Annotated in this window: 18 protein-coding genes; 5 read left to right on the forward strand and 13 right to left on the reverse strand. The window is 71.3% G+C overall.

The window, feature by feature from the left end; all coding sequences use genetic code 11:
* The 5 genes from hypF to CKO33_RS06915 form a co-directional block, all read right to left on the reverse strand.
* Window positions 1-1932 (reverse strand): carbamoyltransferase HypF (gene hypF / locus CKO33_RS06895; RefSeq protein ID WP_200180752.1); only part of this gene is annotated, 1932 nt, incomplete at its 3' end.
* 10 nt (window positions 1933-1942) lie between these two features.
* Window positions 1943-2800 (reverse strand): hydrogenase nickel incorporation protein HypB, encoded by an 858-nt coding sequence (gene hypB / locus CKO33_RS06900; RefSeq protein WP_200180754.1) that lies wholly within the window; start codon window positions 2798-2800, stop codon window positions 1943-1945.
* A 3-nt stretch (window positions 2801-2803) separates the two neighbouring features.
* Window positions 2804-3172, reverse strand: coding sequence for a hydrogenase maturation nickel metallochaperone HypA (gene hypA, locus CKO33_RS06905; RefSeq protein ID WP_200180756.1), 369 nt, complete (start codon window positions 3170-3172; stop codon window positions 2804-2806).
* A gap of 19 nt (window positions 3173-3191) precedes the next feature.
* Window positions 3192-5540, reverse strand: coding sequence for a Tex family protein (locus tag CKO33_RS06910; protein ID WP_200180758.1), 2349 nt, complete (start codon window positions 5538-5540; stop codon window positions 3192-3194).
* 89 nt (window positions 5541-5629) lie between these two features.
* Complete coding sequence (locus tag CKO33_RS06915) at window positions 5630-6574, reverse strand: sodium-dependent bicarbonate transport family permease (protein WP_200180759.1); 945 nt, start codon at window positions 6572-6574, stop codon at window positions 5630-5632.
* 140 nt (window positions 6575-6714) lie between these two features.
* On the opposite strand from CKO33_RS06915, the gene crtID reads away from it, so the two are divergent.
* The 4 genes from crtID to CKO33_RS06935 all read left to right on the forward strand — a co-directional run bounded on the left by crtID (window position 6715) and on the right by CKO33_RS06935 (window position 10360).
* On the forward strand, window positions 6715-8190 hold the full coding sequence (crtID, locus tag CKO33_RS06920) for a bifunctional phytoene desaturase/3,4-desaturase (protein WP_200180761.1): 1476 nt from the start codon (window positions 6715-6717) through the stop codon (window positions 8188-8190).
* 4 nt (window positions 8191-8194) lie between these two features.
* Window positions 8195-8833 carry a pyridoxamine 5'-phosphate oxidase gene (pdxH, locus tag CKO33_RS06925; RefSeq protein WP_200180763.1) on the forward strand — a complete coding sequence of 213 codons (639 nt, stop codon included), beginning with the start codon at window positions 8195-8197 and terminating at the stop codon, window positions 8831-8833.
* Window positions 8834-8930: 97 nt separating this feature from the next.
* Window positions 8931-10058: a DUF5610 domain-containing protein gene (locus CKO33_RS13840; RefSeq protein ID WP_200180765.1), complete on the forward strand. Its 1128-nt coding sequence runs from the start codon at window positions 8931-8933 to the stop codon at window positions 10056-10058.
* Window positions 10059-10150: 92 nt separating this feature from the next.
* Complete coding sequence (locus tag CKO33_RS06935) at window positions 10151-10360, forward strand: hypothetical protein (RefSeq protein ID WP_200180767.1); 210 nt, start codon at window positions 10151-10153, stop codon at window positions 10358-10360.
* A gap of 33 nt (window positions 10361-10393) precedes the next feature.
* Here the strand turns inward: CKO33_RS06935 and trpB are convergent, their stop codons facing one another.
* On the reverse strand, window positions 10394-11623 hold the full coding sequence (trpB, locus tag CKO33_RS06940) for a tryptophan synthase subunit beta (RefSeq protein ID WP_200180769.1): 1230 nt from the start codon (window positions 11621-11623) through the stop codon (window positions 10394-10396).
* A 222-nt stretch (window positions 11624-11845) separates the two neighbouring features.
* On the opposite strand from trpB, the gene zapE reads away from it, so the two are divergent.
* Entirely contained in the window at window positions 11846-12937 is a 1092-nt protein-coding gene (zapE, locus tag CKO33_RS06945) for a cell division protein ZapE (protein ID WP_200180771.1), read from the forward strand.
* Between the two features lie 12 nt (window positions 12938-12949).
* Here the strand turns inward: zapE and recD are convergent, their stop codons facing one another.
* From recD to CKO33_RS06980, 7 genes are all read right to left on the reverse strand, one after another.
* On the reverse strand, window positions 12950-15037 hold the full coding sequence (gene recD / locus CKO33_RS06950) for an exodeoxyribonuclease V subunit alpha (RefSeq protein ID WP_200180777.1): 2088 nt from the start codon (window positions 15035-15037) through the stop codon (window positions 12950-12952).
* The gene (recB, locus tag CKO33_RS06955) at window positions 15034-18729 is read right to left on the reverse strand and encodes an exodeoxyribonuclease V subunit beta (protein ID WP_200180779.1); all 3696 of its coding nucleotides are present in this window, start codon (window positions 18727-18729) and stop codon (window positions 15034-15036) included. The genes recD and recB overlap by 4 nt, the downstream gene beginning before the upstream one ends.
* A complete protein-coding gene (gene recC / locus CKO33_RS06960; RefSeq protein WP_200180781.1) occupies window positions 18726-22235 on the reverse strand; it encodes an exodeoxyribonuclease V subunit gamma in 3510 nt (1169 codons plus the stop codon). The genes recB and recC overlap by 4 nt, the downstream gene beginning before the upstream one ends.
* A gap of 83 nt (window positions 22236-22318) precedes the next feature.
* Window positions 22319-23350: a hydrogenase expression/formation protein HypE gene (gene hypE / locus CKO33_RS06965; protein ID WP_200180782.1), complete on the reverse strand. Its 1032-nt coding sequence runs from the start codon at window positions 23348-23350 to the stop codon at window positions 22319-22321.
* 126 nt (window positions 23351-23476) lie between these two features.
* Entirely contained in the window at window positions 23477-24031 is a 555-nt protein-coding gene (gene pgsA, locus CKO33_RS06970; RefSeq protein WP_200180784.1) for a CDP-diacylglycerol--glycerol-3-phosphate 3-phosphatidyltransferase, read from the reverse strand.
* Between the two features lie 3 nt (window positions 24032-24034).
* Window positions 24035-25879: an excinuclease ABC subunit UvrC gene (gene uvrC / locus CKO33_RS06975; protein WP_200180786.1), complete on the reverse strand. Its 1845-nt coding sequence runs from the start codon at window positions 25877-25879 to the stop codon at window positions 24035-24037.
* Between the two features lie 2 nt (window positions 25880-25881).
* On the reverse strand, window positions 25882-26523 hold the full coding sequence (locus CKO33_RS06980; protein WP_200180787.1) for a uracil-DNA glycosylase: 642 nt from the start codon (window positions 26521-26523) through the stop codon (window positions 25882-25884).
* Between the last annotated feature and the right edge of the window lie 2 nt (window positions 26524-26525).

Genomic DNA, 26525 nt, shown 5'->3' on the forward strand with positions numbered 1-26525 from the left:
GCGCAGGGCCGCCTCCCCCTCGTACCCGGAGACCTCCAGCACCCCCAAAAGCCCCGCTGCGGCATCGAAGAGCCGCCCCAGGCTGGTGGTCTCGGGATACCCCACGCCCCGATGCAGGAGCCGGCGGATCTCAGGCGCCAGGTGCTGGCCGCTGAAGCGCCCCGGGATCTCCCCGCCCCGGCCCAGGGCGTGCAGGGCCGAGGCCCCCATGCGCCAGGGCTGGCTGGCGGCCCGGTCCCCACCGGGCAGGGCCAGGGGACGCAGATGCCCCAGGCGCCGGAAGTCCGCACCCCCCAGCCACAGGAGTTCACCCCCCCAGGCGCCGCCGTCGGTGCCCATCCCGTAACCGTCCAGGGCCAGCCCCAGCAGGGGCCCGTCCAGATGGTGCTCCGCCTGCACCGCCGCCAGATGGGCATGATGATGCTGTACCGCCAGCAGCGGCACGCCCCGTTCGTTGGCCAGGCGCACCGCCAGGCGTGTGCTGAAGAAATCCGGATGCAGATCGCAGGCGATGAGCCCGGGGACCCCCTGCAGCAGGTCCAGGGTGTCCCGTACCGCCCGTTCCAGGGCCCGGCAGGCCTCCGGGGTATCCAGATCCCCCTGATGGGGGGAAACAAAGGCCCGGTCGCCCCGGGTCAGGCAGAAGGTGTTCTTCAGCGCCCCCCCCAGGGCCAGCACCGAGGGCCCCTCCGCCGGCAGCCGCAGCGGCTCCGGGGCGTAGCCCCGGGCGCGGCGCACCATCACCCGCTGGGCCCCCCGCAACTGCACGACACTGTCGTCGGCCCGGTGGCGGATGGGTCGGTCATGGCCGAGGAAGAGATCCGCCACCCCCCCCAGGCGTTCCCGGGCCGCCCCATCCTCCAGCAGCGGGGGCTCCCCGTGGGGGTTGCCGGAGGTGTACACCAGCAGCAGCCCCTGCGCTGCCTGCAGCCAGTCCGTGCCCGCGGGCCGGCCCGCCGCCTCGTGGAACAGCAGATAATGCAGGGGGCTGGCGGGGAGCATGGCCCCCAGCCAGGGCACCCCCGGTGCCACCCCCGGCAGGGCCGTATCCGCCCCCGGTGCCTTCTCCAGCAGCACGATGGGCCGGGCCGGATCCTCCAGCAGCCCCCGCATCCGCGCCGGGCCCACGTCCGCCACCGCCTCCAGGGAGGCGCTGCCCGCCGCCATCAGCGCCATGGGCTGGACGGGACGCTGTTTGCGCTGGCGCAGGCGCGCCACCGCCCCGGCGTCCCGGGCGTTGCACAGCAGCTGGTATCCCCCCACCCCCTTGAGGGCCAGGATCGCCCCCTCCGCAAGCCGCGCCACCGCTGCCCCCACGGGGTCCTCACAGGGGATGGCCTGACCATGGGCATCGTACAGCTGCAGCTGCGGACCGCAGCCGGGACAGGCCAGGGTCTGGGCATGGCAGCGCCGGTCCCCGGGATCGGCGTATTCCGCTGCACAGGCCGCACAGGGCGGGAAGTCCACCTGGGTGGTGCGGACACGGTCGTAGGGCAGGCCGGTGATCAGGGTATAGCGCGGACCACAGCGGGTGCAGTGGATGAAGGGATGGCGATAGCGCCGGTTCCCCGGATCGAAGAGTTCCGCCAGGCAGTCCCCGCACACGGCCCGGTCCACACCGGCCCCCCGGGTGATGGCCCCGGGGGCACTCTCCAGAAGGCGGAAACCGGACGGATCCCCCCCGGGAGGCACGCTGCGGCGCAGCAGGGTCTCCACCCGCGCCCCCGGGGGCGGGTGCTGCAGCAGACGCTGGATGAAGGTCTCCAGGGCCGGCCGCGGCCCCTGCACCTCCAGTTCCACCTGATCCCCGCGGTTGCGCGCCCAGCCCGAGAGTCTCAGTTCCCGGGCCAGGGCCTGCACGAAGGGGCGCAGCCCCACCCCCTGGACCCGTCCCTGGAGGATCAGCTGCAGGCGCTCGCCGCTCGCTGCCATGACAGCACCCTCAGGAGGACATGAGGCCGGCCCGCTGCAGGCGGGCCTCCAGTTCGGCGACACGGCGGCGCAGGGTCTCCAGTTCGTCTTCGTCCCGGTCGTCGGCCTGCTGCGCCTGCGGCCGACCGGCACACAGCCAGTCCATCCAGGCCTCCAGCCCCTCCCCCGTGCGCGCCGAGAGGCGGAAGATGACCATGTCCGGGTTCAGGCGCAGGGCCTGGGCCTCACAGGCCGCCAAGTCAAAATCCACGTGGGGCAGCAGGTCCAGCTTGTTGATCACCAGGGCGTCGGCCGTGCGGAACATATCCGGATACTTGAAGGGCTTGTCGTCCCCCTCGGTGACCGAGAGCACCAGCACACGATGATGGGCCCCCAGATCGAAGGCGGCGGGACAGACCAGGTTGCCCACGTTCTCGATGAACAGCAGGCCGTCCTCGCGCAGGTCCAGGTGATCGCAGGCATGCCCCACGCCGTGGGCGTCCAGATGGCAGCCCTTGCCGGTATTGATCTGCACCGCCGCCACGCCGGTGGCGCGGATGCGGTCGGCATCCCGCTGGGTCTCCTGATCCCCCTCGATCACCGCCAGCGGGATCTCTCCTGAAAGGCGCTCCAGGGTGGCCACCAGCAGGGCCGTCTTGCCGGAGCCGGGGCTGGACACCAGGTTCAGGGCCCGCACCCGCGCGCTGTCGAAGCGTTCCCGGTTGGCCCGGGCATGGGCGTCGTTGCGCGCCAGCAGATCCGCCTCCACGGGGATGCTGCGCCTCTCCCGCTGCCCGGCAGCGTGGGCCTGTCCCTGCCCGTGGGGATGGAGGGACCCCCCGTCGATGCGAAGGGGGGAATGATCGTCACAGCCACAGGTGGTGCACATGCTTCAGCCCTCCCTCGATGTCCCCGCATGTCCCCCGCTCACCTCCAGGTCCCGCACCCGCATCTCCAGACCGCTCAGGATCCGGCCCGGCCCGCCGCAGCGGGGACAGGGGGTCACGAGGGAATCCATGGTGTACCCGTGACCGCAGTGGCGACAAGTCCCCCGGGCCGGCGGACGGTGCAGCTCCAGGCGCGCCCCCCGCGCCAGGGTGTCGGCGGTGACGGCCTCGAAGGCGAAGATCAGGGCCTCGGGGTCGACGCAGCTCAGGGGCCCCAACTCCAGGTGCACCCGGTGGACCCGCCCGAATCCCTGCATCCGGGCCTGTTCCTGGAGGATGCGGAGGATCTCCCGGGCCAGCGACACCTCGTGCATGCCGCCCCCGGACGCCCCCTCAGCCCTTGTCCACCGCCGCCTTCAGGGCCGCGGCCAGGGCCCCCTCGGGGCGGGGCTCCTCCCGGGATTTCCGGTGCCGCCCCCCCTTGCCTGAGGCCTTGCCCTGATCCCGGCGGGAATCCCCCTGATTCCGCTTCCCGGCAGCGGGACCGGAGGACGCCCCGCGCGCCCCCGGCTCATCCCCCAGGCGCATGGTCAGGGCGATGCGGCGGCGCTCCAGATCCACCTCCATGACCTTCACCTTCACCACGTCGCCGGCCCGCACCACGTCCCGGGGATCCCGCACGAAGCGCTCGGCCAGGGCGGAGATGTGCACCAGGCCGTCCTGATGCACGCCGATGTCCACAAAGGCCCCGAAGTTGGCCACGTTGGTCACCGTCCCCTCCAGGACCATGCCGGGGCTCAGGTCCTCCAGGGTCTCCACCCCCTCGCGGAAGGCGGCGGTGCGGAACTCCGGCCGGGGATCCCGGCCCGGCTTGGCCAGTTCGGAGAGGATGTCCCGCACCGTGGGCTCGCCGAAGTGGTCGTCGGTGAAGGCGGCCGGGTCCAGGGTGGCCAGGAAGGATTCGTCGCCGATGAGCTCGCGCACGCCGCGTCCGGTGCGCTCCATGATACGCCGCACCACCGGATAGGCCTCCGGGTGCACGGCGGAGGCATCCAGGGGATCGTCCCCGGCGGGGATGCGCAAAAACCCCGCCGCCTGTTCGAAGGCCTTGTCCCCCAGGCGCGGCACCGCCCGCAGGTCGGCCCGGGTGCAAAAGCGACCCTGCTCGCTGCGATGGCGCACGATGTTCTCCGCCAGCCCCGGGCCCAGGCCGGAGACCCGGGCCAGCAGGGGGACCGAGGCGGTGTTCACATCCACCCCCACGGCGTTGACGCAGTCCTCCACCACCGCATCCAGCTTGCGCGCCAGATGGGTCTGGTTCACGTCGTGCTGGTACTGGCCCACGCCGATGGCCTTGGGTTCGATCTTCACCAGCTCCGCCAGGGGGTCCTGCAGGCGCCGGGCGATGGACACCGCCCCGCGCAGGGAGACGTCCAGTTCCGGCAGCTCCCGGGAGGCGGCCTCCGAGGCGGAGTACACCGAGGCCCCCGCCTCGGACACCATCACCCGGGTCAGGCCCAGTTCCGGATGACGGCGCATCAGCTCCGCCACCAGGGCGTCGGTCTCCCGCGAGGCGGTGCCATTGCCGATGGCCACCAGCTCCACCCGGTGGCGGGCGGCCAGCTGCGCCAGGGTGTGGATGGCCTCGTCGTAGCGTTTCTTCGGCGCGAAGGGGTGGACGGTGTCCGTGGCCGCCACCGCCCCGGCGGCGTCCACCACCACCACCTTCACCCCGGTGCGCAGGCCCGGATCCAGCCCCAGGGTGGGCCGGCCCCCGGCCGGGGCCGCCAGCAGCAGGTCCTGGAGATTGGCGCCAAAGACCCGGATGCCCTCCTCCTCCGCACGCTCCCGCAGGTGGCGCTTGAGGGCCACATCCAGATGGACGGAGAGCTTGGCCCGCCAGGCCAGGCGGGCATAGCGGGCAAGCCAGGCATCCGCCGGGCGTCCCTGGTCCGCCAGGGCGAAGCGCCGGGCGATGGCCGCCTCCCCCGGGGACGGGGCATCGGAGGTCTCCCCCCGGGCCTGGGCCGCACTCCACACCACCTCCAGGCGCAGCACCTCCTCGGCCTGGCCGCGGAACATGGCCAGGGCCCGGTGGGACGGAACCCCCTTCAGGGGTTCGGCATGGTCGAAGTAGTCCCGGAAGCGGGCCCCCTCCTGCTCCTTACCCTCCACCACCCGGCTCACCAGGTGGCCGTGCTCCCAGCCGTAGTCCCGCAGCTCGGCGATGAGATCCGCATCCTCGCCGATGCGCTCCATGAAGATCTGGCCCGCACCCTCCATGGCCGCATCCCCATCCAGATCGTCCCGGACGTAGTCCATCGCCAGGGTCTGGGGATCCCGGGAGGGATCCTCCAGCAGGGCATCCAGCAGGGGTTCCAGTCCCTGTTCCCGGGCGATCTGCGCCTTGGTGCGGCGCTTTTTCATGTAGGGGCGGTAGAGATCCTCCAGCCGGGTCTTGGTCTCCGCCCCGCGGATGGCCTCGGCCAGCTCCGGGGTGAGCTTGCCCTGCTCCTCGATGGCCTTGAGCACCACCTGTCGCCGCGCCTCCAGCTCCCGCAGGTAGGTGAGGCGCTCCTCCAGATGCCGCAACTGGGCATCGTCCAGGCCGCCGGTGGCCTCCTTGCGATAGCGGGCCACGAAGGGCACGGTGGCGCCGTCGTCCAAAAGCCCCACGGCCGCCTCCACCTGGGCGGCGTTCACGCCCAGTTCCCGGGCGATGCATTGCGAGAGGGTGTTCATGTCTTCAGCGGGATTTGGATGATGGGGGCATCATACCCCATCCAGGAGGCCGACCGGGATGACGCCCCGGATGGGCACGCCCCGACCCCTCAACCCACCCCCAGGGCCTGCATCACCCGGTGATACAGCGGGATCCCCAGGATCACGTTCAGGGGGAAGGTGAGCCCCAGGGAGGCCAGCATGGCCAGGCCGATATCGGCGTCGGGGATGGCGGCGCGGATGGCCGCCGGGGCGGCGATATAGGAGGCACTGGCGGCCAGGGCCGTGAGGATGAGCAGGGAGCCCGCGGGCAGCCCCAGCAGCAGGCCCGTCACCAACCCCAGGGTTGCCAGCACAAAGGGGGCCGTCAGGGCGAAGGCCACCAGCCGCCAGCGACGCCAGGGGAACGGGCGCAGGGTCTCGGCGGCGGTCAGCCCCATCTCCAGCAGGAACAGGGCCAGCACCCCCTTGAAGGCACCGGTAAAGAGATCGGTCACCTTCGATCCCTCCATGGGGCCGTAGAGCAGGCCGATGATGACCCCCCCCACCAGCAGGATCACCCCGCGATTGGTGAGGGTCTCGTGCCACAGCCCCCGCAGGCTGCCGCCGGCACGGTCCCCGCTGTACACCCGGTGGAGGATGATGGCCACTACGATGGCCGGCAGCTCCATCATCACCAGATACAAAGTGACCTCGGGACCGATGGACAGATCCAGCCCCTCGGCAAAGGCCAGGGCCACGGCGAAGGTCCCGGCACTCACCGAGCCGTAATGGGCCGCCAGGCTGGCGCTGTCCGCCGCCGGCAGCCGGACCACGCGGCGCAGCACCGGCATCAGCAGCAGCGGGATCAGCCCCCCCAGGGCCGCCACGGCCAGAAGCTCCAGGATCACCGACAGACTGACATTGCCATGCAGCGCCATGCCCCCCTTGAGGCCGATGGTGAGCATCAGCAGGAGGCTCAGGGTGTCGTAAGCGGCACGGGGGATGGTCAGGTCGGACTTGAGCAGACCGGCCACCAGGCCGAGCAGGAAGAACATCACCACAATATCGGGCATGGGCATCGCACGGTTCGGATCCAGGCGCAGCGGATTGTGCCCGCATCCCGGGGCGGATGCCAGTCCCGCCGACCCTGCTTGCCAGGGGCGGCGATACCAGAGTAATTTGCTCGCTCACCGACCGCTTTCCCAACATTCCCATGAAAAACCACAAGATCGTCATCATCGGTGCCGGCTTCGCCGGCCTGGCCGCCGCCGCCACCCTGGCCCGGGAGGGCATGGACGTGACCGTGGTGGAACGCCACGACGGCCCCGGGGGGCGGGCGCGCCAGTTCTCCGCCAGGGGCTTCACCTACGACATGGGGCCCAGCTGGTACTGGATGCCCGATGTTATCGACCGCTTCTTCGCCGACTTCGGCCGCAAGGCCACGGACTATTTCCAGCTGGAACGCCTGGATCCCGCCTACCGCATCTACTTCGGCCGGGACGACCACGTGGAGATCCCCGCCCGGGTGGAGGACACGGTGCGGCTGTTCGAATCCATGGAACCTGGCGCCGGCTTCCAGCTGGAGCGCTTCCTGGCGGAAGCGGAGATCAAGTACAAGGTGGGCATCGGCGAGTTCGCCAACAAGCCCTGCCTGTCCCTGGCGGAATTCGCCCAGCCCCGGCTGCTGCGCTATCTCACGTCCATGCACCTGCTGCGTTCCTACCGCAGCCATGTGCAGCGCTTTTTCAAGAACCCCCGGCTGCACCGCATGCTGGAATTCCCCATCCTCTTTCTGGGGGGCACCGGCAAGACCACCCCGGCCCTGTACAGCCTCATGAACTACGGCGACCTGAAGCTGGGCACCTGGTACCCCATGGGGGGCATGTACGAACTGGTGAAGGCCATGCAGCAGCTGGCCGAGGAGATGGGGGCCCGCTTCCTCTTCGGCACCGAGGCCACCGGCATCCAGCTCCAGGGCGACCGTGCCGTGGCCGTGGACACCGATCAGGGCCGCCTGGAGGCGGACCAGGTCATCGGCGCCGGGGACTATCACCACGTGGAGCAGGATCTGCTGCCCGAGGCGGCGCGCAACTACAGCCGCCGCTACTGGGAGAAACGCACCCTGTCCCCCTCCTCCCTGATCTACTACATGGGGGTGGACCGGCCCGTGGAGGGACTGCGCCACCATACCCTGCTGTTTGACACCGACTTCGAGACCCACGCCGGGGAGATCTACGGCAACCCGCGCTGGCCCAGCGATCCCTGCCTCTACGTCAGCGCCACCTCCAAGACCGATCCCTCCGTGGCCCCCGAGGGCCAGGAGAACCTCATGGTGCTGATCCCGGTGGCCACCGGCCTGGAGGACACCCCGGAGGTGCGGCGTCATTACCAGGATCAGGTGCTGGACCGGCTGGAGGCGGTGCTGGACCAGCCCATCCGGGATCACCTGGTCTTCTCCCGCTCCTATGCCCACCGCAATTTTGACGAGGAATACCACGCCTTCAAGGGCAACGCCTACGGCCTGGCCAACATCCTCACCCAGACCGCCGTGCTCAAGCCGCGCATGCGCAACCGCAAGGTGGAAAACCTCCTCTACGCCGGCCAGCTCACGGTGCCGGGACCCGGCGTGCCCCCCTCCATCCTCTCCGGGGTCATCGCCGCCGACCAGATCCTGGGCCGGGGGGCCTGAGGCCATGGCGGACATCGACCACCGCCAGACCCGCCGCAGCTACACCCGTGGCAGCCTGCGCAGGGCGGCGCTTTCCGCCGATCCCCTGGAGCAGCTGGGCCGCTGGCTGGAGGATGCCGCCCACCTGCCGGATGCCACCGCCATGGTGCTGGCCACCGCCGATGCCCAGGGCCAGCCCCATGCCCGGGCCGTGCTGCTCAAGCACGTGGACACCCGCGGCCTGTGCTGGTACTCCAGCGATGACAGCCCCAAGGGGCGACAGCTGGCGGAGAACCCCGCCGCCACCCTGCTCTTCTTCTGGGCCCCCCTGGAGCGCCAGATCCGGGTGGAGGGCCAGGTGGAGCGCCTGCCGGAGGCGGATGCGGAGGCCTATTTCCACAGCCGCCCCCGGGAGAGCCGGCTGGCGGCCGCCGCCTCCTGGCAGAGCGCCCCCATCGACAGCCGGGAGGCCCTGGAGCAGCGCCTGGAGACGGTGCGCCGGCAGTATCCCGAGGGGCCGGTACCCCGTCCCCCCCACTGGATCGGCTACCGCCTGGTGCCCCGGCGCCTGGAGTTCTGGCAGGGGCGGGAGAACCGCCTGCACGACCGTTTCCTCTATACCCGCAACCAGGACGGCTGGGATATCCAGCGGCTCATGCCCTGAGGGCCGGGTCCCGGCCGTACCGTCCGTCGGGACCCCCTCAAAAAGGTTTCAGGCCGGCCGATATCCTGCCCACGCCCCCCGTGCAGGAGTCGCCGCCATGATCCCCTCCCTCCCCTCCTCACTGCTGGACACCGGCCTTCCGGGCCTTCGCGGTGGACCGAAAGGCCCCGATCCCGCCCCCGGAAACGGTGCGAAACACGGTCTTCCCCTGGTCCAGAACCGCATCCTGAATCAGCTCGCGGCAGAGATCCCGCAAATGGACACCGCCGGGCTCAAACGCCTGAACCCGGACGACTTCACGCCGGAAAAGGTCTCCCGGCGCATCGCCGGATTTGTCGAGACGGGGCTCGTCAGCGCCCGTTCCCGCGGGGCCTCGGAGGCGGACATCCAATCCCTGCGCGAAGCTGCCCTGCGGGGTGTGGAGAAGGGATTCGCCGACGCCCGGGAGATCCTCGCCGGACTGGACCTGCTCAACGGCCGCATCGCCGGGGACGTGGACCGGACCGAACGCCTCACCCTTGAGGCCCTGGATGCCCTCCCCCGGATGCCGGAGTCCCCGGCCCCGGCCGCCGCCACCACCCTGCAGATGGCGGAACGCTATCAACAGGCCCGCAGCCTGGACCTGGCCCTCACCACCCGGGACGGGGACCAGGTGCGCATCCGTTTCCGCCACCAGGAGGGGAGCCAGCTCCAGGCCGGGGCCATGGCCCGGGGCGGGGATTCCGCCGCCTGGCTGGACGTGAGCCGCTATCAGGAGACCGGCTACCGCTTCTCCGTACAGGGGGAACTGGACGAGGGGGAACGCCAGGCCATCCAGGCCCTGGTGCAGGACGTGACCGGCCTGGCCGGGGAGTTCTTCAACGGCGACATCCAGGCCGCCTTCGCCCGGGTGGACGATCTGCGTTTCGACGGCGGTGAACTCGCCGGGATGCGCCTGGATATGACCCGCACGGAGCAGTACAGCCTGGCCAGCCGCTATGAGCAGACCCGGCAGCTGGAGACCCCCCAGGCCCCGGGACAGCGGCTGGGGCAATACCTGGAGACCCTGGCGGAACGCTTCGACCGCCCGGAGGTGCAGTTCCTGGAACAGGCCCGGGCATCCGCGGGCCGGCTGCTGCAGACCCTGAATGAACAGGACAGCCGCTTCCGGGATGCATCCACGGAGCAGCAGGCGCGTTTCCAGGAACGCATGGACCGGCTGCTGCAGGCCCTGACCACCGCCTGATCCCGGCCCTCCCCGCCCCCCGCGCTTGACCCCGCGGGGGGCGGGGATTAGCCTGGCAACCCCAGCCGACGCCCCATCCCGAGCCGCCCGACATGTCCCAGGAAGCCCCAGACACCCCGGAATGGAAGGAATCCCTGGCGGGCAGGGCCTACCGCCTGTGCATCGAGGGACACCGGGGCCATTGCCTGTTGCGCCGCCTGCTCAATCTCCTGCACTTCTGGAAGATCGACTACTGCGCCGGCCGCCACTACGCCGACATCGACCGCCTGCGCACCCGGCGCCAGCGCCAGGGTCGGCTCTAGGACCGGGGCGGCGGCGCCACCCCGGTCCGGGGCTCAGAGCTTGAGCCGCCGGGCCACGAAATCGGCATCCTTGTCCCCCCGCCCGGAGAGGTTCACCAGGAAACGGGTACCGGGGTCGGCCTTCTCCGCCGCGCGCATGACCCAGGCCAGGGCATGGGCCGACTCCAGGGCGGGGATGATCCCCTCCAGGCGCGAGAGCTCCAGGAAGGCCTCCAGGCAGGCGTTGTCGTCCACCGCATGGTAGCGGGCGCGGCCGATATCCTTGAGATAGGCGTGCTGCGGCCCCACGGAGGGATAGTCCAGGCCCGAGGCGATGGAGTACACCGGCTGCGGCTCGCCCCCCTCGTCCTGGAGCATGTAGGAATGGAAGCCGTGCATGGTCCCCGGCTGACCGTAGGTCAGGGTGGCGGCATGATCCCCCAGACCCAGGCCGCGGCCGCAGGGCTCCACCCCCACCAGTTCCACCTCCAGGTCCGTGAGAAAGCCGCTGAACAGGCCCAGGGCATTGGAGCCGCCCCCCACGCAGGCCACCACGCAATCCGGCAGCCGCCCGTGGGCCTCCAGGAACTGCGCCCGGGCCTCCCGGCCCACCACCGACTGGAAGTCCCGCACCATCATGGGGAAGGGATGGGGACCCACCACAGAGCCGATGGCATAGAAGAAATGATCCGGATCCTTCATGTACTCCTCGAAGGCGCTGTCCACGGCGTCCTTCAGGGTGCGGGTGCCCCGGTCCACGGGGATGAGATCCGCCCCCAGGATCTTCATCTTGGTGACATTGGGATGTTCCTTTTCGATATCCACCTCGCCCATATGGATCTCACAGGGCAGCCCCACCAGGGCACAGGCAGTGGCCATGGCCACGCCGTGCTGCCCCGCGCCGGTTTCGGCGATGACCTTGGTCTTGCCCATGTGCTTGGCCAGCAGGGCCTCCCCCAGGGCGTGATTGATCTTGTGGGCGCCGGTGTGGTTCAGGTCCTCGCGCTTGAGATGGATCTCCGCCCGGCCGCCGCAGTGGGCGCTCAGGCGCCGCGCGTGGTAGATGGGGCTCGGCCGGCCCACGTAGTGGCGGTGCAGCTCCGCCAGCTCCTCCTGATAGGCCCGGGTCTCGCGGATGGCGAGATAGGCCCGGGCGATGTCGTCCATGATGGCCTTGAGTTGCGGCGGCACCGCCTGCCCGCCATAGGGGCCGAAATGCCCCTCGGCATCGGGCATGGGCTGTTCCAGCAGGGTGCGCAGTTCGGATTCCGGGCGTTGCGTCATGGTGCGTGGCTCGTTGGACTGAAAAGAGGCGATGTAACCAATGCTACCCCCGCGGGCCCGGCCCTGAACAGTGCCCCGGATCAACACCGGCACACCGGGATGGATGCTGCTGCGGGGCAAAACCGTCGACACTCATCCCCGCACCGGGGTCGGAAATGACGCACGGATCGGGTTATGCTTAGGACTGATCACCCCACACCAACCGGTTGAAAACGCCGCTATATGTCATCATCCAGCCCGCAACACCGCCCCCCCGCGACCCATCCGCAGCGGATCCTGGATCCGGCCCAGGAACGGGCCTGGGGGCAGCTGCAGCGGATCCGCGATGCCCTGTGCGGGGAGAGGCAGGCGCCGCGGCGCGGCATCGGCCGCTGGTTCACGCGGGAGACCCCCGCCCCGGCGGTGCGCGGGCTCTACCTCTGGGGTGGCGTGGGCCGGGGCAAGACCCTGCTGATGGACCGTTTCTTTGAGCAATTGCCCTTCGAGGACAAGCTGCGGCTGCATTTCTACCGCTTCATGCAGCAAGTCCACGCAGAGCTGGCCACCCTGAAGGACCAGCCGGACCCGTTGGCACTGGTCACCCGCCGCATGGCCCGGGCGCGGGTGCTGTGCCTGGACGAGTTCTTCGTCTCGGACATCACCGATGCCATGATCCTGGACCGCCTGCTGTACGGGCTGCTGGCCCAGGGGGTCACCCTGGTGACCACCTCCAATCTGCCGCCGGAGGCCCTGTATCAGGACGGGCTGCAACGGGAACGCTTCCTGCCCGCCATCCGCCTCATCCAGGAGCAGCTCACGGTCTTCCACCTGGCGGACGGCTGCGATTACCGGCTGCGGGCCCTGCCCGAGGAAGGGGTCTATCAGGTGCCGGCGGACACCGCCGCCGAGACCCGGATGGCGGACACCTTCCGCGCCCTGGCCGGGGAAGACGCCCCGGGGACCGGCAGCGTGGAGGTGGAGGGACGTCCCATCCCGGTGCGGGGCCTGGCACGGGAGGCGGCATGGTTCGATTTCCGGGTCCTGTGCGGGGACGGCCGGGGCACGGCGGACTACGTGGCGCTGGCCCGCCGCTTCCATACCCTGCTGGTCTCCGGGGTGGCGGTGATGGACGCGGGCCGGGAGGACACCGCCCGGCGCTTCCTGGCCCTGGTGGACACCCTCTACGACCGGGGGGTGAACCTGCTGCTCACGGCCGAGGCCCCGCCGGAGGGGCTCTACCGGGGGCAACGGCTGCGTTTTGAATACGGGCGCTGTGTCAGCCGCCTGCAGGAGATGCGCACCCGGGACTACCTGCATGCCCCGCACCGGCCCTGACCATGGCGAGACTCACTCCCCCCGTTCCAGCCGCCCCTCCAGGGCCGCCTGCAGACCGCTGCTGCGCAGCACCCGCCGCATCACCGCCTCCTCCAGGATCCCACGGCGGGGCTCCAGCAGGGTGAACCAGCGGCTGGCCCGGGTGATGGCGGTATAGACCAGCTCCCGCGTCAACAGCGGCCCCGCCCGGTCCGGCAATACCAGGGCCGTATGGCGGAACTCCGAACCCTGGGACTTGTGCACCGTCAGGGCGAAGGCCGTCTCCACCGCCGTCAGGCGGCTGGGCAGTACCCACCGGATGCGGTCACTGCCATCCCCCGCCGGGAAGGCCACCCGCAGGACCGGGTTCCCGGCGGCGTCCGCGACCCTCAGGGTCACCCCCATGTCCCCGTTCATGAGACCCAGACCATAGTCGTTGCCGGTGACGATCACCGGCCGCCCCGCGTACCAGATCCCCTGGGGATCCAGCAGCCCCCGCTCCCGCAGGAAAGCGGCGATGCGATGGTTCATCCCCTCCACGCCCCAGGGCCCCCGTCGCAGGGCGCACAGCACCTGAAACCCCTCCAGGGCCGCCAGCACCTCCCGGGCCCAGGCATCCCGTTCCGGGGCTTCGGCCCCGGGGCCCGGGTCCGCCGTGGCCATGACCTGCAGGTACCGGCCGTAGCCCTCGGGATGCGCCCCGTCCGCCCGGGGCGGTCGGTCCCCGGCGCCACCATCCACGGCCACCGCCGGCAGTGCCGGATCTTCGGGGCCCTTCAGCCCCCGGCGCATCAGATCCCGGCCCGGCTCCGCCCAGACGGCGGCCACCGCCTGCGCATCCCCGGCATTCACGGCGCGGGCGAGCCGGCCGATGCCGCTGTCGGCGCCGAAGCGGTGGCTGTGGCGGAGCATGACCACATGCTGATCCAGGGCGTTCCCGGAAGGGTCCTGCCGCTCCGGGGGCAGGGGCTGTCCGGTGACCGCCTGTAGCCAGGCCGCGCGCTCCGGGGTGTAGTGCCCTTCCCCGGCGCGGGCGCACAGCTCCCCCAGCACCGCCCCCGCCTCCACCGAAGCCAACTGGTCCCGGTCCCCCAACAGGATCAGGCGCGCCTCCGGGGGCAGGGCCTGCAGCAGGGCGTCCATGAGCTCCAGATCGATCATGGAGGCCTCGTCCACCACCAGGGCATCCACCGCCAGGGGACGGCGCGCATCGTGTCGGAAATGACGGGATCCGGGGCGGCTCCCCAGCAGCCGGTGCAGGGTGGTCACCCGCGCGGGGATGGCGTCCCGCACCGCCTGGCCGAAGGCATCCCGGGGCAGGGCCAGCCCCCCCAGGGCCCCGGCGACGGCCGCGTTGAGACGCGCCGCCGCCTTGCCCGTGGGGGCCGCCATGCGGATGCGCAGGGGGACATCCGCCCCTGTCTCCAGGTGCAGGGCCTGCAGCAGGGCCAGCAGCCGCACCACGGTGGTGGTCTTGCCCGTGCCCGGCCCGCCGGTGATGACGGCGAAGGCGCCGGAGGCCGCCAGGGCACAGGCGGCACGCTGCCAGTCGATCCCTTGCGCATCCGGGGGACCGAAGAGCCGCTCCAGCCAGGGATGCAACCGCTCCGGGGCCATGGCCTCGCGCACCGCCGCACCCCCCAGGAGACGCTCCGCCAGTGCCCCGGCCACCCGCTGCTCACAGGCCCAGTAGCGGCGCAGGTAGAGGCGCCGCCCCTGCAGCACCAGCGGGGTGCACCCCGGCCCCGCACCCACCAGATCGGGATCCTCCAGGGCCGAAACCAGGTCCGCCATCCCCAGGCCCGCCAGACATTGGGAGGGTCGCGGCGGCGGGGTCCCGTCCACGGGCGTCTCCCCCTCCGGAGGCAGGGACAGGGTCCGGTCCGGGTCCGCAAGGGTCGCCTCCAGATCCAGGCAGACATGCCCACGTCCCACCTGGTGGCTGGCCAGGGCCGCCAGCAGCAGCGCCGGAGGGGACGCCGCAGGCAGCTGTTCCTGCAGGAACACCACCAGGGCCCGGTCCAGGGGGCGCAGCCAGCCCCGTTCCACCCAGCCCTGCAACAGCCCCTGCAGGCCCTCCTGCCCGGCCAGCGGGGCCTCGCCTGCACCTGCGGCCTTCACGATTCCACCTCCCCTTCACCGCCGAAGAGGCGGTCCAGACCGTGCACGAGATCCGCCGGCGGGCGTTCGAAGTGCACCCCGCAGGTGTCCGCCTCCAGGCCGCGGAGGAAGACCACGGCGGCCCCGCCCAGATGGTGGTCGTAGTCATAATCCGGCATTCGGGAGCGCAGCAGGCGGTGCAGGGCCAGCACGTAGAGCACTGCCTGCATCTCGTAGCGCCGGTGCAGCACCGCCGCGCGCAGGGCCCCGGCGCCGTAGTCCGCCGCCGCCGGCCCCAGCCAGTTGGATTTGTAGTCGGCCACGTAGTAACGCCCCTCGTGGAGGAAGACCAGGTCCATGAAGCCCTTGAGCATGCCATTGAGGCGATCGGCCTGCAGCGGTGGCCGTGGGGCCCCGTCCAGGGTGGCCGCCGTCACCCGGGCATCCAGGGTGCGGGTATCCACCTGCGAGGCCTCGAACCAGAACTCCATCTCCGCCTGATAGGTCTCCAGGTCCGCGAGCCGCAGCGCCGCCGAAGGCCCCAGGGGCAGCGGTGTCTGCAGGAGCCGATGCAGCCATTGCGCCAGGGGATCGATCCAGGGCTCCCAGCCACGCCGGCGGCAGCGGCGCGCCAGGGTCTCCCGCAGGGCGGCGGGGTCCGAGGCCACCCGGGCGAAGCCCTGCAGCGCCGCCCATTCCAGGATCCCGTGCAGAAAGGTCCCCGGTTCCGGGCCCCGCGGGAAACCGGCCAGGAGTCCACCGCCCCCCCCGGCGGCCGCCCCGGGATCCCGGGCGGCCGCCTCCTCCGCCTCCGCGCCCATCTCCCCGGCCACCTCGTCCCGCACCGTCTCCGGCACCCGGGCGGTCTCCACACCCCCCAGGCGCAGGGCACTGTAGCTGGCGATCCACCAGTGCTCCCGGGCCGGTCGCAGGGGGGTGCGGGCACCGCCCCGGGGCGGGCATGCGGGACCCTCCCCGAGGGGCAGGGGCGCTCCGTCCCCCCCGGGCGGCTGCGTTACCCGGATGGCCACGTCCCCGTCCTCCCCGGGGTCCTCCAGGGCCCGCAGGGTCGTCTCCAGGCGGCCGTCCGGTATGGGCTCGCCGCCCCCCAGCAGGCAGCCCAGGGCACCGCGGTGCATGCGGGATTCCTTACTTCTCCCCGGGGTCACCGGGGCCACCCCCACCCAGCAGGCATGACAGGCCCGGGTCAGGGCCACGTACAGCAGGCGCACATCCTCCGCCAGGCGGTTGTCGTCCACCATCGCCAGCAGGGTGGCGTCCGTCTCGAAGTGCACCTCCCGCCGGCCATCCCCCCGGTTGAGCACCAGGGGGCAGGCCTCTTCCGTCACCTCGCGATAGTCGGCGGCGAAGGGCAGGAACACCAGGGGATACTGCAATCCCTTGGCCTTGTGCATGGTGATCACCTGCACCCGGTCGCCGTCGCTCTCCAGGCGCAGGATCTGCTCGTCCGAGGACGGGCGCTGCTGCGCCCGGTGTTCGGCGAGGAAGCGGATGAGGGCATGTTCCCCGTCCAGCGCCGTGGCCGCGGACTGCAGCAGTTCGCTCAGGTGCAGGAGGTTGGTGAGCCGGCGTTCGCCATCGGCGCTGCCGGAGAGGCGCCGGGGCAGGTGGAAGTCGTGCATCAGCCGCCGCAGCATGGGCAGGATGCCCTGGCCGCGCCAGAGCTCACCGTAGCCCCGGAATTGTTCCACCCGTTCCTCCCAATGGATCTCATCGCTGCCCAGGCGATCCAGTGCCTCCAGGGGCAGATCCAGCAGCGGCGTGGCCAGGGCGGCCCGCAGCAGGCGGTCGGAGGCGGGCTCGGCCGCGGCACGCATCCAGCGCAGCACATCCTCCGCCTCCGGGGTGGCATAGACCGATTCCCGGTCGGAGAGGTAGACACTGCGCACCCCCCGCGCCCCCAGGGCCGACTGTATGGCCCGGGCCTCCTGGCGGTCACGCACCAGCACGGCCATGTCCCGGGGCAGCAGGGACCGCCCCGCCTCCCCCGGGGGGTCGGCGAATCCGGCGCGGCCCTCCCGCCCCGCCTGCAACAGGCCCGCCATGAAACCGGCGCAATGGTCCGCCATGCGTGCGATATAGTCCCCCCGGGCCATGGGCTTGCCGGGATCCAGGCACCAGAACTGCAGGGCCGGCACCGTCTCCCCGTCCAGGTGGAAGGGGTCCGTGCGGCCCCGGGCCTGCATGGGGATGAAGGGCACGGGATGGTCCCCCTCCCCTTCCCGGGCGAAGAGGAAGGCCCCCCGGGGATGGTGTTCCTCGCCGTGCTGGAACAGGCGGTTCACCGCCGCCACCATGGCCTGGGTGGAACGGTAGTTGGTGCCCAGGGTGTAATGCCGCCCGGCGGTGGCCCGGCGGGCCTGCAGGTAGGTGTGGATATCGGCCCCGCGGAAACCGTAGATGGACTGTTTCGGGTCCCCGATGAGGAACAATCCCCCCTCCGGGGTGCCCGCCTCCACCTGATACACCCGTTCGAAGATGCGGTACTGCACCGGATCCGTATCCTGGAATTCATCGATCAGGGCCACCGGGAAGCGTCCCCGCAGCGTCGTCGCCAGGCGCTCCCCGGCCGGCCCCTCCAGGGCGTCCCGCACCCGGGTGAGCAGGTCATCGTAGCCCAGGCGGGCGCGGCTGCGCTGGGCGCGGTCGAAGCGGCGGCGGATCCAGATCACGGCATGGGACAGCAGTCCGCCGCTCAGGCCGGCATCCAGATCCCCGTGCCCGTCCAGCAGGGCAAAGGCCTGATGCAGATCTTCCGGCAGAGTGGCGTTCTTCTTCAGCGCCGTCTCCATGAAGGCGCGGCTGAACAGCTCCAGGGGGGAGCGGGACTTGTCGGAGACCGGCTCGGGGTGGAGCATGCCCGGGGTGCAGGCCCATTGGCGCATGCGCTCCAGGTTCTGATCGGCGCTGCGGTAGGTGCTGCCGTTGAGGCTGGGCCGGGCCGCCTGGAAGCTGGCCACCACGGCCTCGAAGTCGTCCCGCCAGGGGGCCTTGAGGGCCTCCAGACGGGCCTCCACCGGGGCCAGCACCGCCTCCAGATCGCCCGGATCCGGCACCGGGGCGTCTCCCTGCAGCAGGGGCCTCAGGCGCAGGTACAGGGACTGGGGATCCTGCCCCAGCACGGGCAGCACCAGCCCCAGTCGCCCCGGCGCCAGGGGATGCACCAGCGTGCGCCAGTAGTCCCGCACCGCTTCCAGCATCGCCTCCGAGGGATCCGCTTCCAGTTCCTGGGTGAAGAGGCTGCCGCTGTCGAAGGCGTGTTCCCGCAGCACGCGGTAGCACCAGCCATGGATGGTGGACACCGCCGCCTCGTCCATCCACTGCGCCGCCAGATCCAGACGCCAGGCGCAGCGGGCCCGCTGCGCCGGCTCCGGATACGCCGCCAGCAGGGCCTCCAGGAAGGGATCGGGGGGCTGCTCCGCCTCTCCGCGGAAGTGCCGTGCGGCCTCCATGAGGCGGGTGTGGATGCGCTCGCGCAGTTCCCGGGTGGCGGCATCGGTGAAGGTCACCACCAGGATCTGCGGCGGCAGCAGCGGCGCGGCGGGCCCCGTACCCGCGTCACCGTGGCCCAGCACCAGGCGCACATAGAGGGCGGCGATGGTGAAGGTCTTGCCGGTGCCGGCACTGGCCTCGATGAGCCGGCTGCCGTGCAGGGGGAAGGTCAGGGGATCCAGGATGCGGGGCCGGTTCATTGCCCGTCCTCCGGCACGGAGTGGGGTTTCACGCCTTCCCGGAGGGGGGCGTAGAGGGCCCTGGCCCAGTCCTGGAAATCCGGGGCCGAGAGGAGATCATCCACCCGGGGCCAGGCCCGGGCCAGGGCGGGGTTGCGGTCCCGCTCACCGGCCCGTTTCCCCTCGCCCTCGTGGACCCGGCGCAACTCATTCTCCTGTTTGGCCGGACCCTTTTCCTCGGCCCGCAGCCAGGCGGCCGTGCCCTGGCAGTAGGCCGGGAGGGGACGGGTCTGCCCCTCGCGCCAGCCCCGCAGCAGCGCCTGCAGATGCCCCCGGGCGGTCCCTGCGTCCAGGGCCGGCATATGCAGGGTGGCGTCGACCCCCACCAGGATGGTGTCCATGGCCACCCCCCCGGCCTGGGCCAGCAGGTGCAGCACCCAGGGGCGGCAGCATTTGTCCAGGCGGAGAAAGGGGGTCTGCTTCGTGCGCAGGCGCCCCGGCTCGTGGCGCAGGCACAGACGCCTGCCGTCTGCATCCGCCCGCAGCGGAGGCAGCCAGTCTTCCAGGACCAGATCCTCCCAGTGCAGCCGCAGGCGCTGCGGGGTCCTGAGGATACGCCCATGGGTGCGCACCAGGGCCTGGTGACGCATCAGCAGATCCCGGGCCGAGTCGCGTACCTGCTCCGCCACATAGCCGCCCATCCCCCCGGGGGGCAGATGTCCGGCCCGCCACCAGGCCGCCAGGGCCTGTTCCAGGAGGGTCTCGATGACCTCCTGTGGGGTGTCCGGTCCCGGCGGGGGGTACAGGGCCGCCTCCACCAGATGGGAGACCGCCTGCCAATGCCCCAGGCCGTCCAGGGCGAAGGGCTCCTGGTCCTCGGCCACGTCCGGGTCCTGGTCGAAGCGGACCCGCAGGCGATGAGCGAAGAAGAACCCTACCGGATCCTTGAGGAAATCCCCCAGGGTATCCGTATCCAGGGGTTCCTCCGGAGGCCGCCAGGGCAGCGGGGCGGGTGTGGACGCGGGCCCTTCCGGCGCCGGGGCGTGCATCCCCTCCCATTCCCGGGCGTAGGTGAACTGTCCCTCCGAGGCCTCGAAGAGGCTCCGGGCGAAGGGTTGCAGGGGGTGTACCGTGGTGAGGCAGGTCAGCAGGTCCGTGCCCGGCTGCGCCGGCGTCCAGCCCGCGGCCAAATGCTCGCGCAGCTGGCCCACCAGTACCGAGGGGGGACGCTCGGCGTTGTCCCGGGCATTCCGGCCCACCCAGCTCACATGGCAGTGGTCCCGGGCCGAGAGCAGGGCCTCCAGGAACAGGTAACGGTCATCCTCCCGCCGGGAACGGTCCCCGGGGCGCGGATCCCGGGCCATGAGGTCGAAGTCCAGGGGCGGGCGCGAGCGCGGATAATCACCGTCATTCATCCCCAGCAGGCAGACGACGCGGAACGGGATGGCCCGCATGGGCATGAGGGTGCAGACGGTGACGCCACCAGTAAGGAAGCGCTGGGACAGGCGCGGCCCCTCCAGGGACCCGAGCCAGTGCTCCCGCACCACCCCCAGGGGCAGGGGCGCGTCCATGGCCGCCGCGGCGCAGTCCGTCTCCCATTGTTCCAGGGCCTCGTCCGCCCGCATCAGGGTGATGCGCCCGGCCTCCTCCCCGGGGGCGAAGAAGTCCGCCATCAGCTCCCGCAGACGACGCCCCCATTCGGCGGGCGAAGCCGGGCGGGAGAGGATCGCCCACCAGCGTTCCAGGGCCTCCAGCAGGTCCGTCAAAGGGCCCGCCAGGGCGGCGTCCAGCCCGGCCACCTCGTCATAGGGCTGGACGCCGCACCAGGGCCCCTCACCACCGGCGGCATACCCCAGGAGCATGCGCCGCCAGCCGAAGCGCCAGGTGTTCTGCTCCAGGTCCCCGGGCAGATCCAGGGCGGCCCGCTGGCGGGCATGCAGCCCCCAGCGGATGCCCGCACCGCGGATCCAGTCATGCAGCTGCGGCACCTGCCCCCGGGTGAGACCAAAGCGCGACCGCACCGCCGGCAGATCCAGCAGATCCAGCAGTTCGCTCACCCCCAGGCGGGATTCGGGCAGATGCAGCAATTGCTCCAGGGCCACCAGCACCGGATCCTGGCCCCGCTGCCCCAGATCCGCCAGGGTGAAGGGGATGTGGCGGGCATCCTCCGGGGGTATCTGGCCGAAGACCGCCTGGAAATGGGGGGCATAACGGTGGATGTCCGGCACCATGACGATGACATCCCGGGGACGCAGGGAGGGGTCCCGGGAGAAGCGGTCCAGCAGCCGGTCGTGCAGGATCTCCACCTCCCGCTGGGGGCTGTGGGCCACGTGGAAGCGCAGGGAATCGTCCCCCGCCGGATCCACCGGGGGCCATTGTTCCCGGGTCTCCGCCAGGGGGCGCAGCTCCAGGATGTCGTCCTGGAGCTGCTGCAGCAGGGTGTGCCCGCCATGGGGCTCGAACAGGTCGATGCGCTCCCAGGGCAGGTCCGCGAAGAGTCCCCGGTAGCGGCCCGGATCGTCGTGGGCGTCCAGCATGCGGATGTAGTCCCGCCCCTGCCGCCCCCAGGCCGCCAGCAGCGGGTGGGCATGGTGATGCAGGTCCTCCTCGGGAAGATCACCGGGCATCCCCGCCTTGGGGGCCTGGCGCCGGCGCGGGGCCCGCAGCAGGTCCTTGTCGGCGATGATATCGGCCCAGTAGTGGCGGCAGGGGTTGTGCACGCACAGCAGCACCTGGGTGAAGCGGGAGATCCCCGCCAGGGCCTCCAGCATCTGCGCCGGAAGGCTGGAGACCCCGAACACCAGGACCCGCCGGGGCAATCCCGGCGGGCGTGTCTGCAATCGGGGGAGCCGCTCCATGAAGCGGGTGTGGATGCCGGCGCGGCTGCCGGCATCGGCCCCGGGCCCCAGGTCCGCGATGAGGGCGCGCCACAGGGCGGGCTGCCACAGGTTCTCATCCTCCTCCAGGGGGTGCAGGCCGCCGCGGGCATCCCGCAGGTGGTCCTGCCCCCGGGCCCAGTCGTCCAGCCAGTCGGCGCGGTAGACCTGATACTGGTCCAGCAGGTCCGCCAGGCGCTGGGCCAGCTGGTGGCGCTTGCGCAGGTCATGGTCGTCCTCGAGGAAACGCCGCAGGGGGGCAAAGGCGGGCTGGCGCAGGCAGTCGGGCAGCAGGCGCATGAGCCGCCAGAGGAGCGGGTCACGGGCAAACGGGGAGGTCTCCGGTACCGCCGCATCCCCCAGCACCGCGCGGTAGGCCCGCCAGAGGAAGCGCGCCGGCAGATCCATTTCCAGGGCGGCGGCGATGCCCGCCCCCCCCTCCCCGTCCCCGGGATGACGGGCCAGGGCCAGGCGCAGCCATTGGGCGATCCCGTTGCTCTGCACCAGGATCACCTCGTTCTCCAGCGGGGCCAGGGGATAGCGCCGCATCCATGCCACCGCCACCGCCCGCAGATCCTCCAGGTGGTTGCCGTGCACCGCCATGAAGCCGGGGGTGATGTCCGTGTCCGTTGTCTGCGCGGGGGTGGCCATGGTCCCTGTCGTAGCAAAGTCCTGTATGGGGGAAACGCTAACCGACCCGGGCGCCGTGCACAATGCCGGTGCCCCCAGGGGCATCAGCAGATCCGGGGCAGGAGCTCCCCGGCGGGCCAGTCCAGGTTGCGCAGGCCGCCGTAGGGGGTGCGCACCTGCACGAAGGCATCCGGATCCGCCACCACCTGCCCCACCACCGCCGCCTCCCGGCCCAGGGGGTGGGCCTTCAGGGCCTGCAGCAGGCGCGGCCCATGGGCCCGGGGACAGATGGCCACAAGGCGTCCCTCACAGGCCACATGCAGGGGATCCAGGCCCAGCAGTTCGCAGGCGGCGCGCACCCCGGGGCGCACCGGCAGATCCGCCTCCTCCAGGAGCATACCCACCCCGGACTGCCCCGCCCACTCGTGCAGGGCACAGGCCAGACCGCCCCGGGTGGGATCGCGCAGGCAGCGCACCCCGGGCACCGCCGCCAGCAGGTGGGCCACCAGGTCGTGCAGCGGGGCGCAATCGGAGCGGATGGGCGGGTCCAGGTCCAGCCCCTCCCGGGCCGCCATCACGGCCATGCCGTGGTCCCCCAGGGGTCCGCTCACCAGGATGGCATCCCCGGGGCGTGCCCGGTCCCCGGCGAGTTCCACCCCCTCGGACACCACACCCAGGGCCGTGGTGGTGATATAGACCCCGTCCCCCCGGCCCCGGGGGACCACCTTGGTGTCGCCCGCCACCACGGGGATGCCCACCGCCGCCGCGGCCCCGGCCATGGAGTCGACGATGCGGGCAAGGGTAGTCAGGGCCAGCCCCTCCTCCAGGATGAACCCGGCGGTGAGGGCCAGCGGCACCGCCCCGGCCATGGCCACGTCGTTGACGCTGCCGTTCACCGCCAGGCGGCCGATGTCGCCACCGGGGAAGAACAGCGGCGTGACCACATGACCGTCGGTGGCGGTCACCAGGCGTCCCGCGGGCGGGTCCAGCACGGCGGCGTCCTCCCCCCGCTCCAGCCAGGGGTTATCGAAGGCCCGGGCGAAGAGCTGGCGCACCAGCTGGGTCATGGCCCGGCCGCCGCTGCCGTGGGCCGGGGTCACCGTGTCCCGTTCCAGGTCGATGGGATAGAGGGGCATGGGGCGGGCCTGCACGCGGGTACCGTAGCGCCAGACTACCCTCTGCACGGCATGGGGACAATGTCGCCCCGGGTCACGGCCGCGCGGCGGGAACGGGCCCTTCCCCGGAAGCGGGCCAGTACGCCCTCAGTCCTCGGCCCACTCCAGGGCGGCCCGCAGGTAATGGAACATGGACCACAGGGTGAGCACGGCGGCCACGTAGAGCAGCGCCAGGCCGATGGCGACACTGGGCAGGCCCAGCAGGGGCAGTCCGTAGAGCAGGAGGAAGATGGCGATCATCTGTGCCGTGGTCTTGAACTTGCCGATCCAGGAGACGGCCACGGCGCCGGACTGGCCGATCTTGGCCATCCACTCCCGCAGGGCGGAGATGGCGATCTCGCGGCCGATGATCACCACCGCGGCCAGGGCCAGGGCAATGCCGCCGGGCTCGTCCACCAGCAGCACCAGGGCCGTGGCCACCATAAGCTTGTCGGCCACCGGATCCAGGAAGGCGCCGAAGTGGGAGGTCTGCCCCAGACGCCGCGCCAGGTAACCATCCAGCCAGTCGGTGACCCCCGCCAGGGCGAAGATCAGGGCGCTGGCCGGGCCCGCCCAGGGGTGGGGATAGTAGAAGGCCACCACGATCAGGGGGATCAGGGCGATGCGCAGCCAGGTGAGCAGATTGGGAATGGAGAAGGTCATGGCTCAGTCGTCGTGTAGCGAGTCGAATACCTGTTGCGCCAGCTTGCGACTGATGCCGGGCACCCGGGCCAGATCCTCCACGCCGGCACGGCTGACGCCCCTGAGGCCGCCGAAGTGCTTGAGCAGTTGCTGGCGGCGTTTCGGACCCATGCCGGGGATCTGTTCCAGCGGGGAGGTGTTGCGGCTTCTGGCCCGGCGCTGGCGGTGGCCCGTGATGGCGAAGCGGTGGGCCTCGTCGCGGATCTGCTGGATCAGATGCAGCGCCTTGGAGCCCGGCGGCAGTATAGTCGGTGCCGTGGTGTCGCTCAATACGAGGGTCTCCATGCCCGCACGCCGCGACTCCCCCTTGGCCACACCCACCACCAGGACCCCCTGGATCTCCAGGGCCTCCAGCACCTCCAGGGCCTGGCGCACCTGGCCGCGGCCGCCGTCGATGAAGAGCACGTCTGGCAGCCGCGCCTCACCGCGCTTGAGGCGGGCGTAGCGCCGCTCCAGGGCCTGGCGCATGGCGGCATAGTCATCCCCCGGGGTGATGTCGCGGATATTGAAGCGCCGGTAATCGGACTTCAGCGGACCGTCCTGGTTGAAGACCACGCAGGAGGCGACGGTGGCCTCCCCCCGGGCATGGCTGATGTCGAAGCACTCCATGCGCGTGGGCGGGGCCTGCAGCCCCAGGGCCTGGCGCAGGGCCTCCAGGCGCGCGCGCATGCCGCTGCGTCCCGCCAGGCGGGTCTCCAGGGAGAGCTGGGCGTTGTGCAGGGCCATCTGCAGCCAGCGGGCGCGCTCCCCGCGCACGTTCCAGGACAGGGTCACCTTCTGACCGCGGCGCAGGGCCAGCATCTCCTCCAGCACAGTGCGGTCCTGGGGGGCGTGGCTGAGGATGATCTGCGGCGGCACCTCCCGGGCCAGGTAGTACTGGCCCAAAAAGGCGGTGAGCAGGGCCCCGGGCCGGGGATCGTCCTCCCCGGGGCCCTGGGGGAAATAGGCCCGGTTGCCCAGGTTCAGGCCGCCGCGGATGGAAAAGACCTGCACGCAGGTCTCCCCACCGGCGGTGGCGGCGGCGATGATGTCCACGTCGCCCCCCTCGCCGCTGACGTACTGGCGCTGGGTCACCTCCTGCAGGCGGGCGATCTGGTCCCGCAGGACCGCGGCCTGTTCAAAATCCAGGCGGGCGGAGGCGGCCTCCATCTCCCGCACCCGGTCCTCGATGACGCGGGCGCTGCGCCCCTCCAGGAAATCCACGGCATGGGCCACGTCCCGGGCGTAGGCCTCGGGGTTGATGAGGCCCACGCAGGGGGCGCTGCAGCGCTGGATCTGATACTGCAGGCAGGGGCGGGTGCGGTTCTCGAAGAAGCTGTCCCGGCAGGGGCGGATGAGGAAGAGCTTCTGCAACAGGTTCAGGGTCTCGCGCACCGCCGGCGAGGACGGATAGGGACCGAAGTACCGCCCGGGCTGGCGGCGCGCCCCCCGGTGCAGGGCGATGCGGGGGTAGGTGTGCTGGGACAGGAAGATATAGGGATAGCCCTTGTCGTCCCGCAGGAGCACGTTGTAGCGGGGGCGGTGCTCCTTGATGAGATTGTTCTCCAGCAGCAGGGCCTCCGCCTCCGTGGCGGTGACCGCCACCTGGATGTCCCGGATCTGGGCCACCATGGCGCGGATGCGGGGACTGGAGAGGTTGCTGCGGAAATAGCTGGACACCCGGCGGCGCAGGTTGCGGGCCTTGCCCACATAGAGCACCTCGCCGCCCTCGCCGATCATGCGGTAGACCCCGGGCCGGGTGGTGAGATCGGCGATCAGGGCCCGCGGATCGAACGGCGTTGCGGGGGTGTGTGCGTCCTCTTTGCCCATGCTCACCCCCGCTGCAGACGCAGGGTCAGTTCGGCGAACACCGCCCGGAACATCTCCGGCGTGAGGCGCCCCGTCTGGGTGTTGTAGCGGCTGCAGTGGTAGCAATCCACCAGGGTGAATCCGCCCGGCAGTTCGTGCGCCCGGCCGTGGGCGAAGGGGTGGGCGGACAGGGTCAGCCCCCGGGCCCGCAGCACCGCCTGGTGGGCCACCGTGCCCAGGGCCAGCACCAGGGGCCGTTCCGGCAGGGCCTCCAGTTCTGCCGCCAGGTAGCCGTTGCACTGGCGGATCTCCGCCGTGGTGGGGCGGTTCTCCGGGGGCAGGCACTTGACGGCATTGGTGATGCGACAACCCTGCAGGACGAGGCCGTCCTCCGCCCCCGACACCTCGGGCCGGTTGCTCAGCCCCATCTCGTACAGAGTACGAAAGAGCAGGATGCCGGCATGGTCCCCGGTGAAGGGACGCCCGCTGGCGTTGGCCCCATGCATCCCCGGGGCCAGGCCGACGATGAGCAGGCGCCCCCGAGGGTCGCCGAAGGGGGGCACCGGGGCGGCGTGGTAGTCGGGATGGGCGGCGCGCACCCGGGACCGCAGGTCCACGAGGCGCGGGCAACGGCGGCACCCGGGGTCGAAGGACGTTCCGGCCATGG

The sequence above is a fragment of the Ectothiorhodospira mobilis genome (assembly GCF_016584115.1).
In the GTDB taxonomy this organism is placed as follows: Bacteria; Pseudomonadota; Gammaproteobacteria; order Ectothiorhodospirales; family Ectothiorhodospiraceae; genus Ectothiorhodospira; species Ectothiorhodospira mobilis.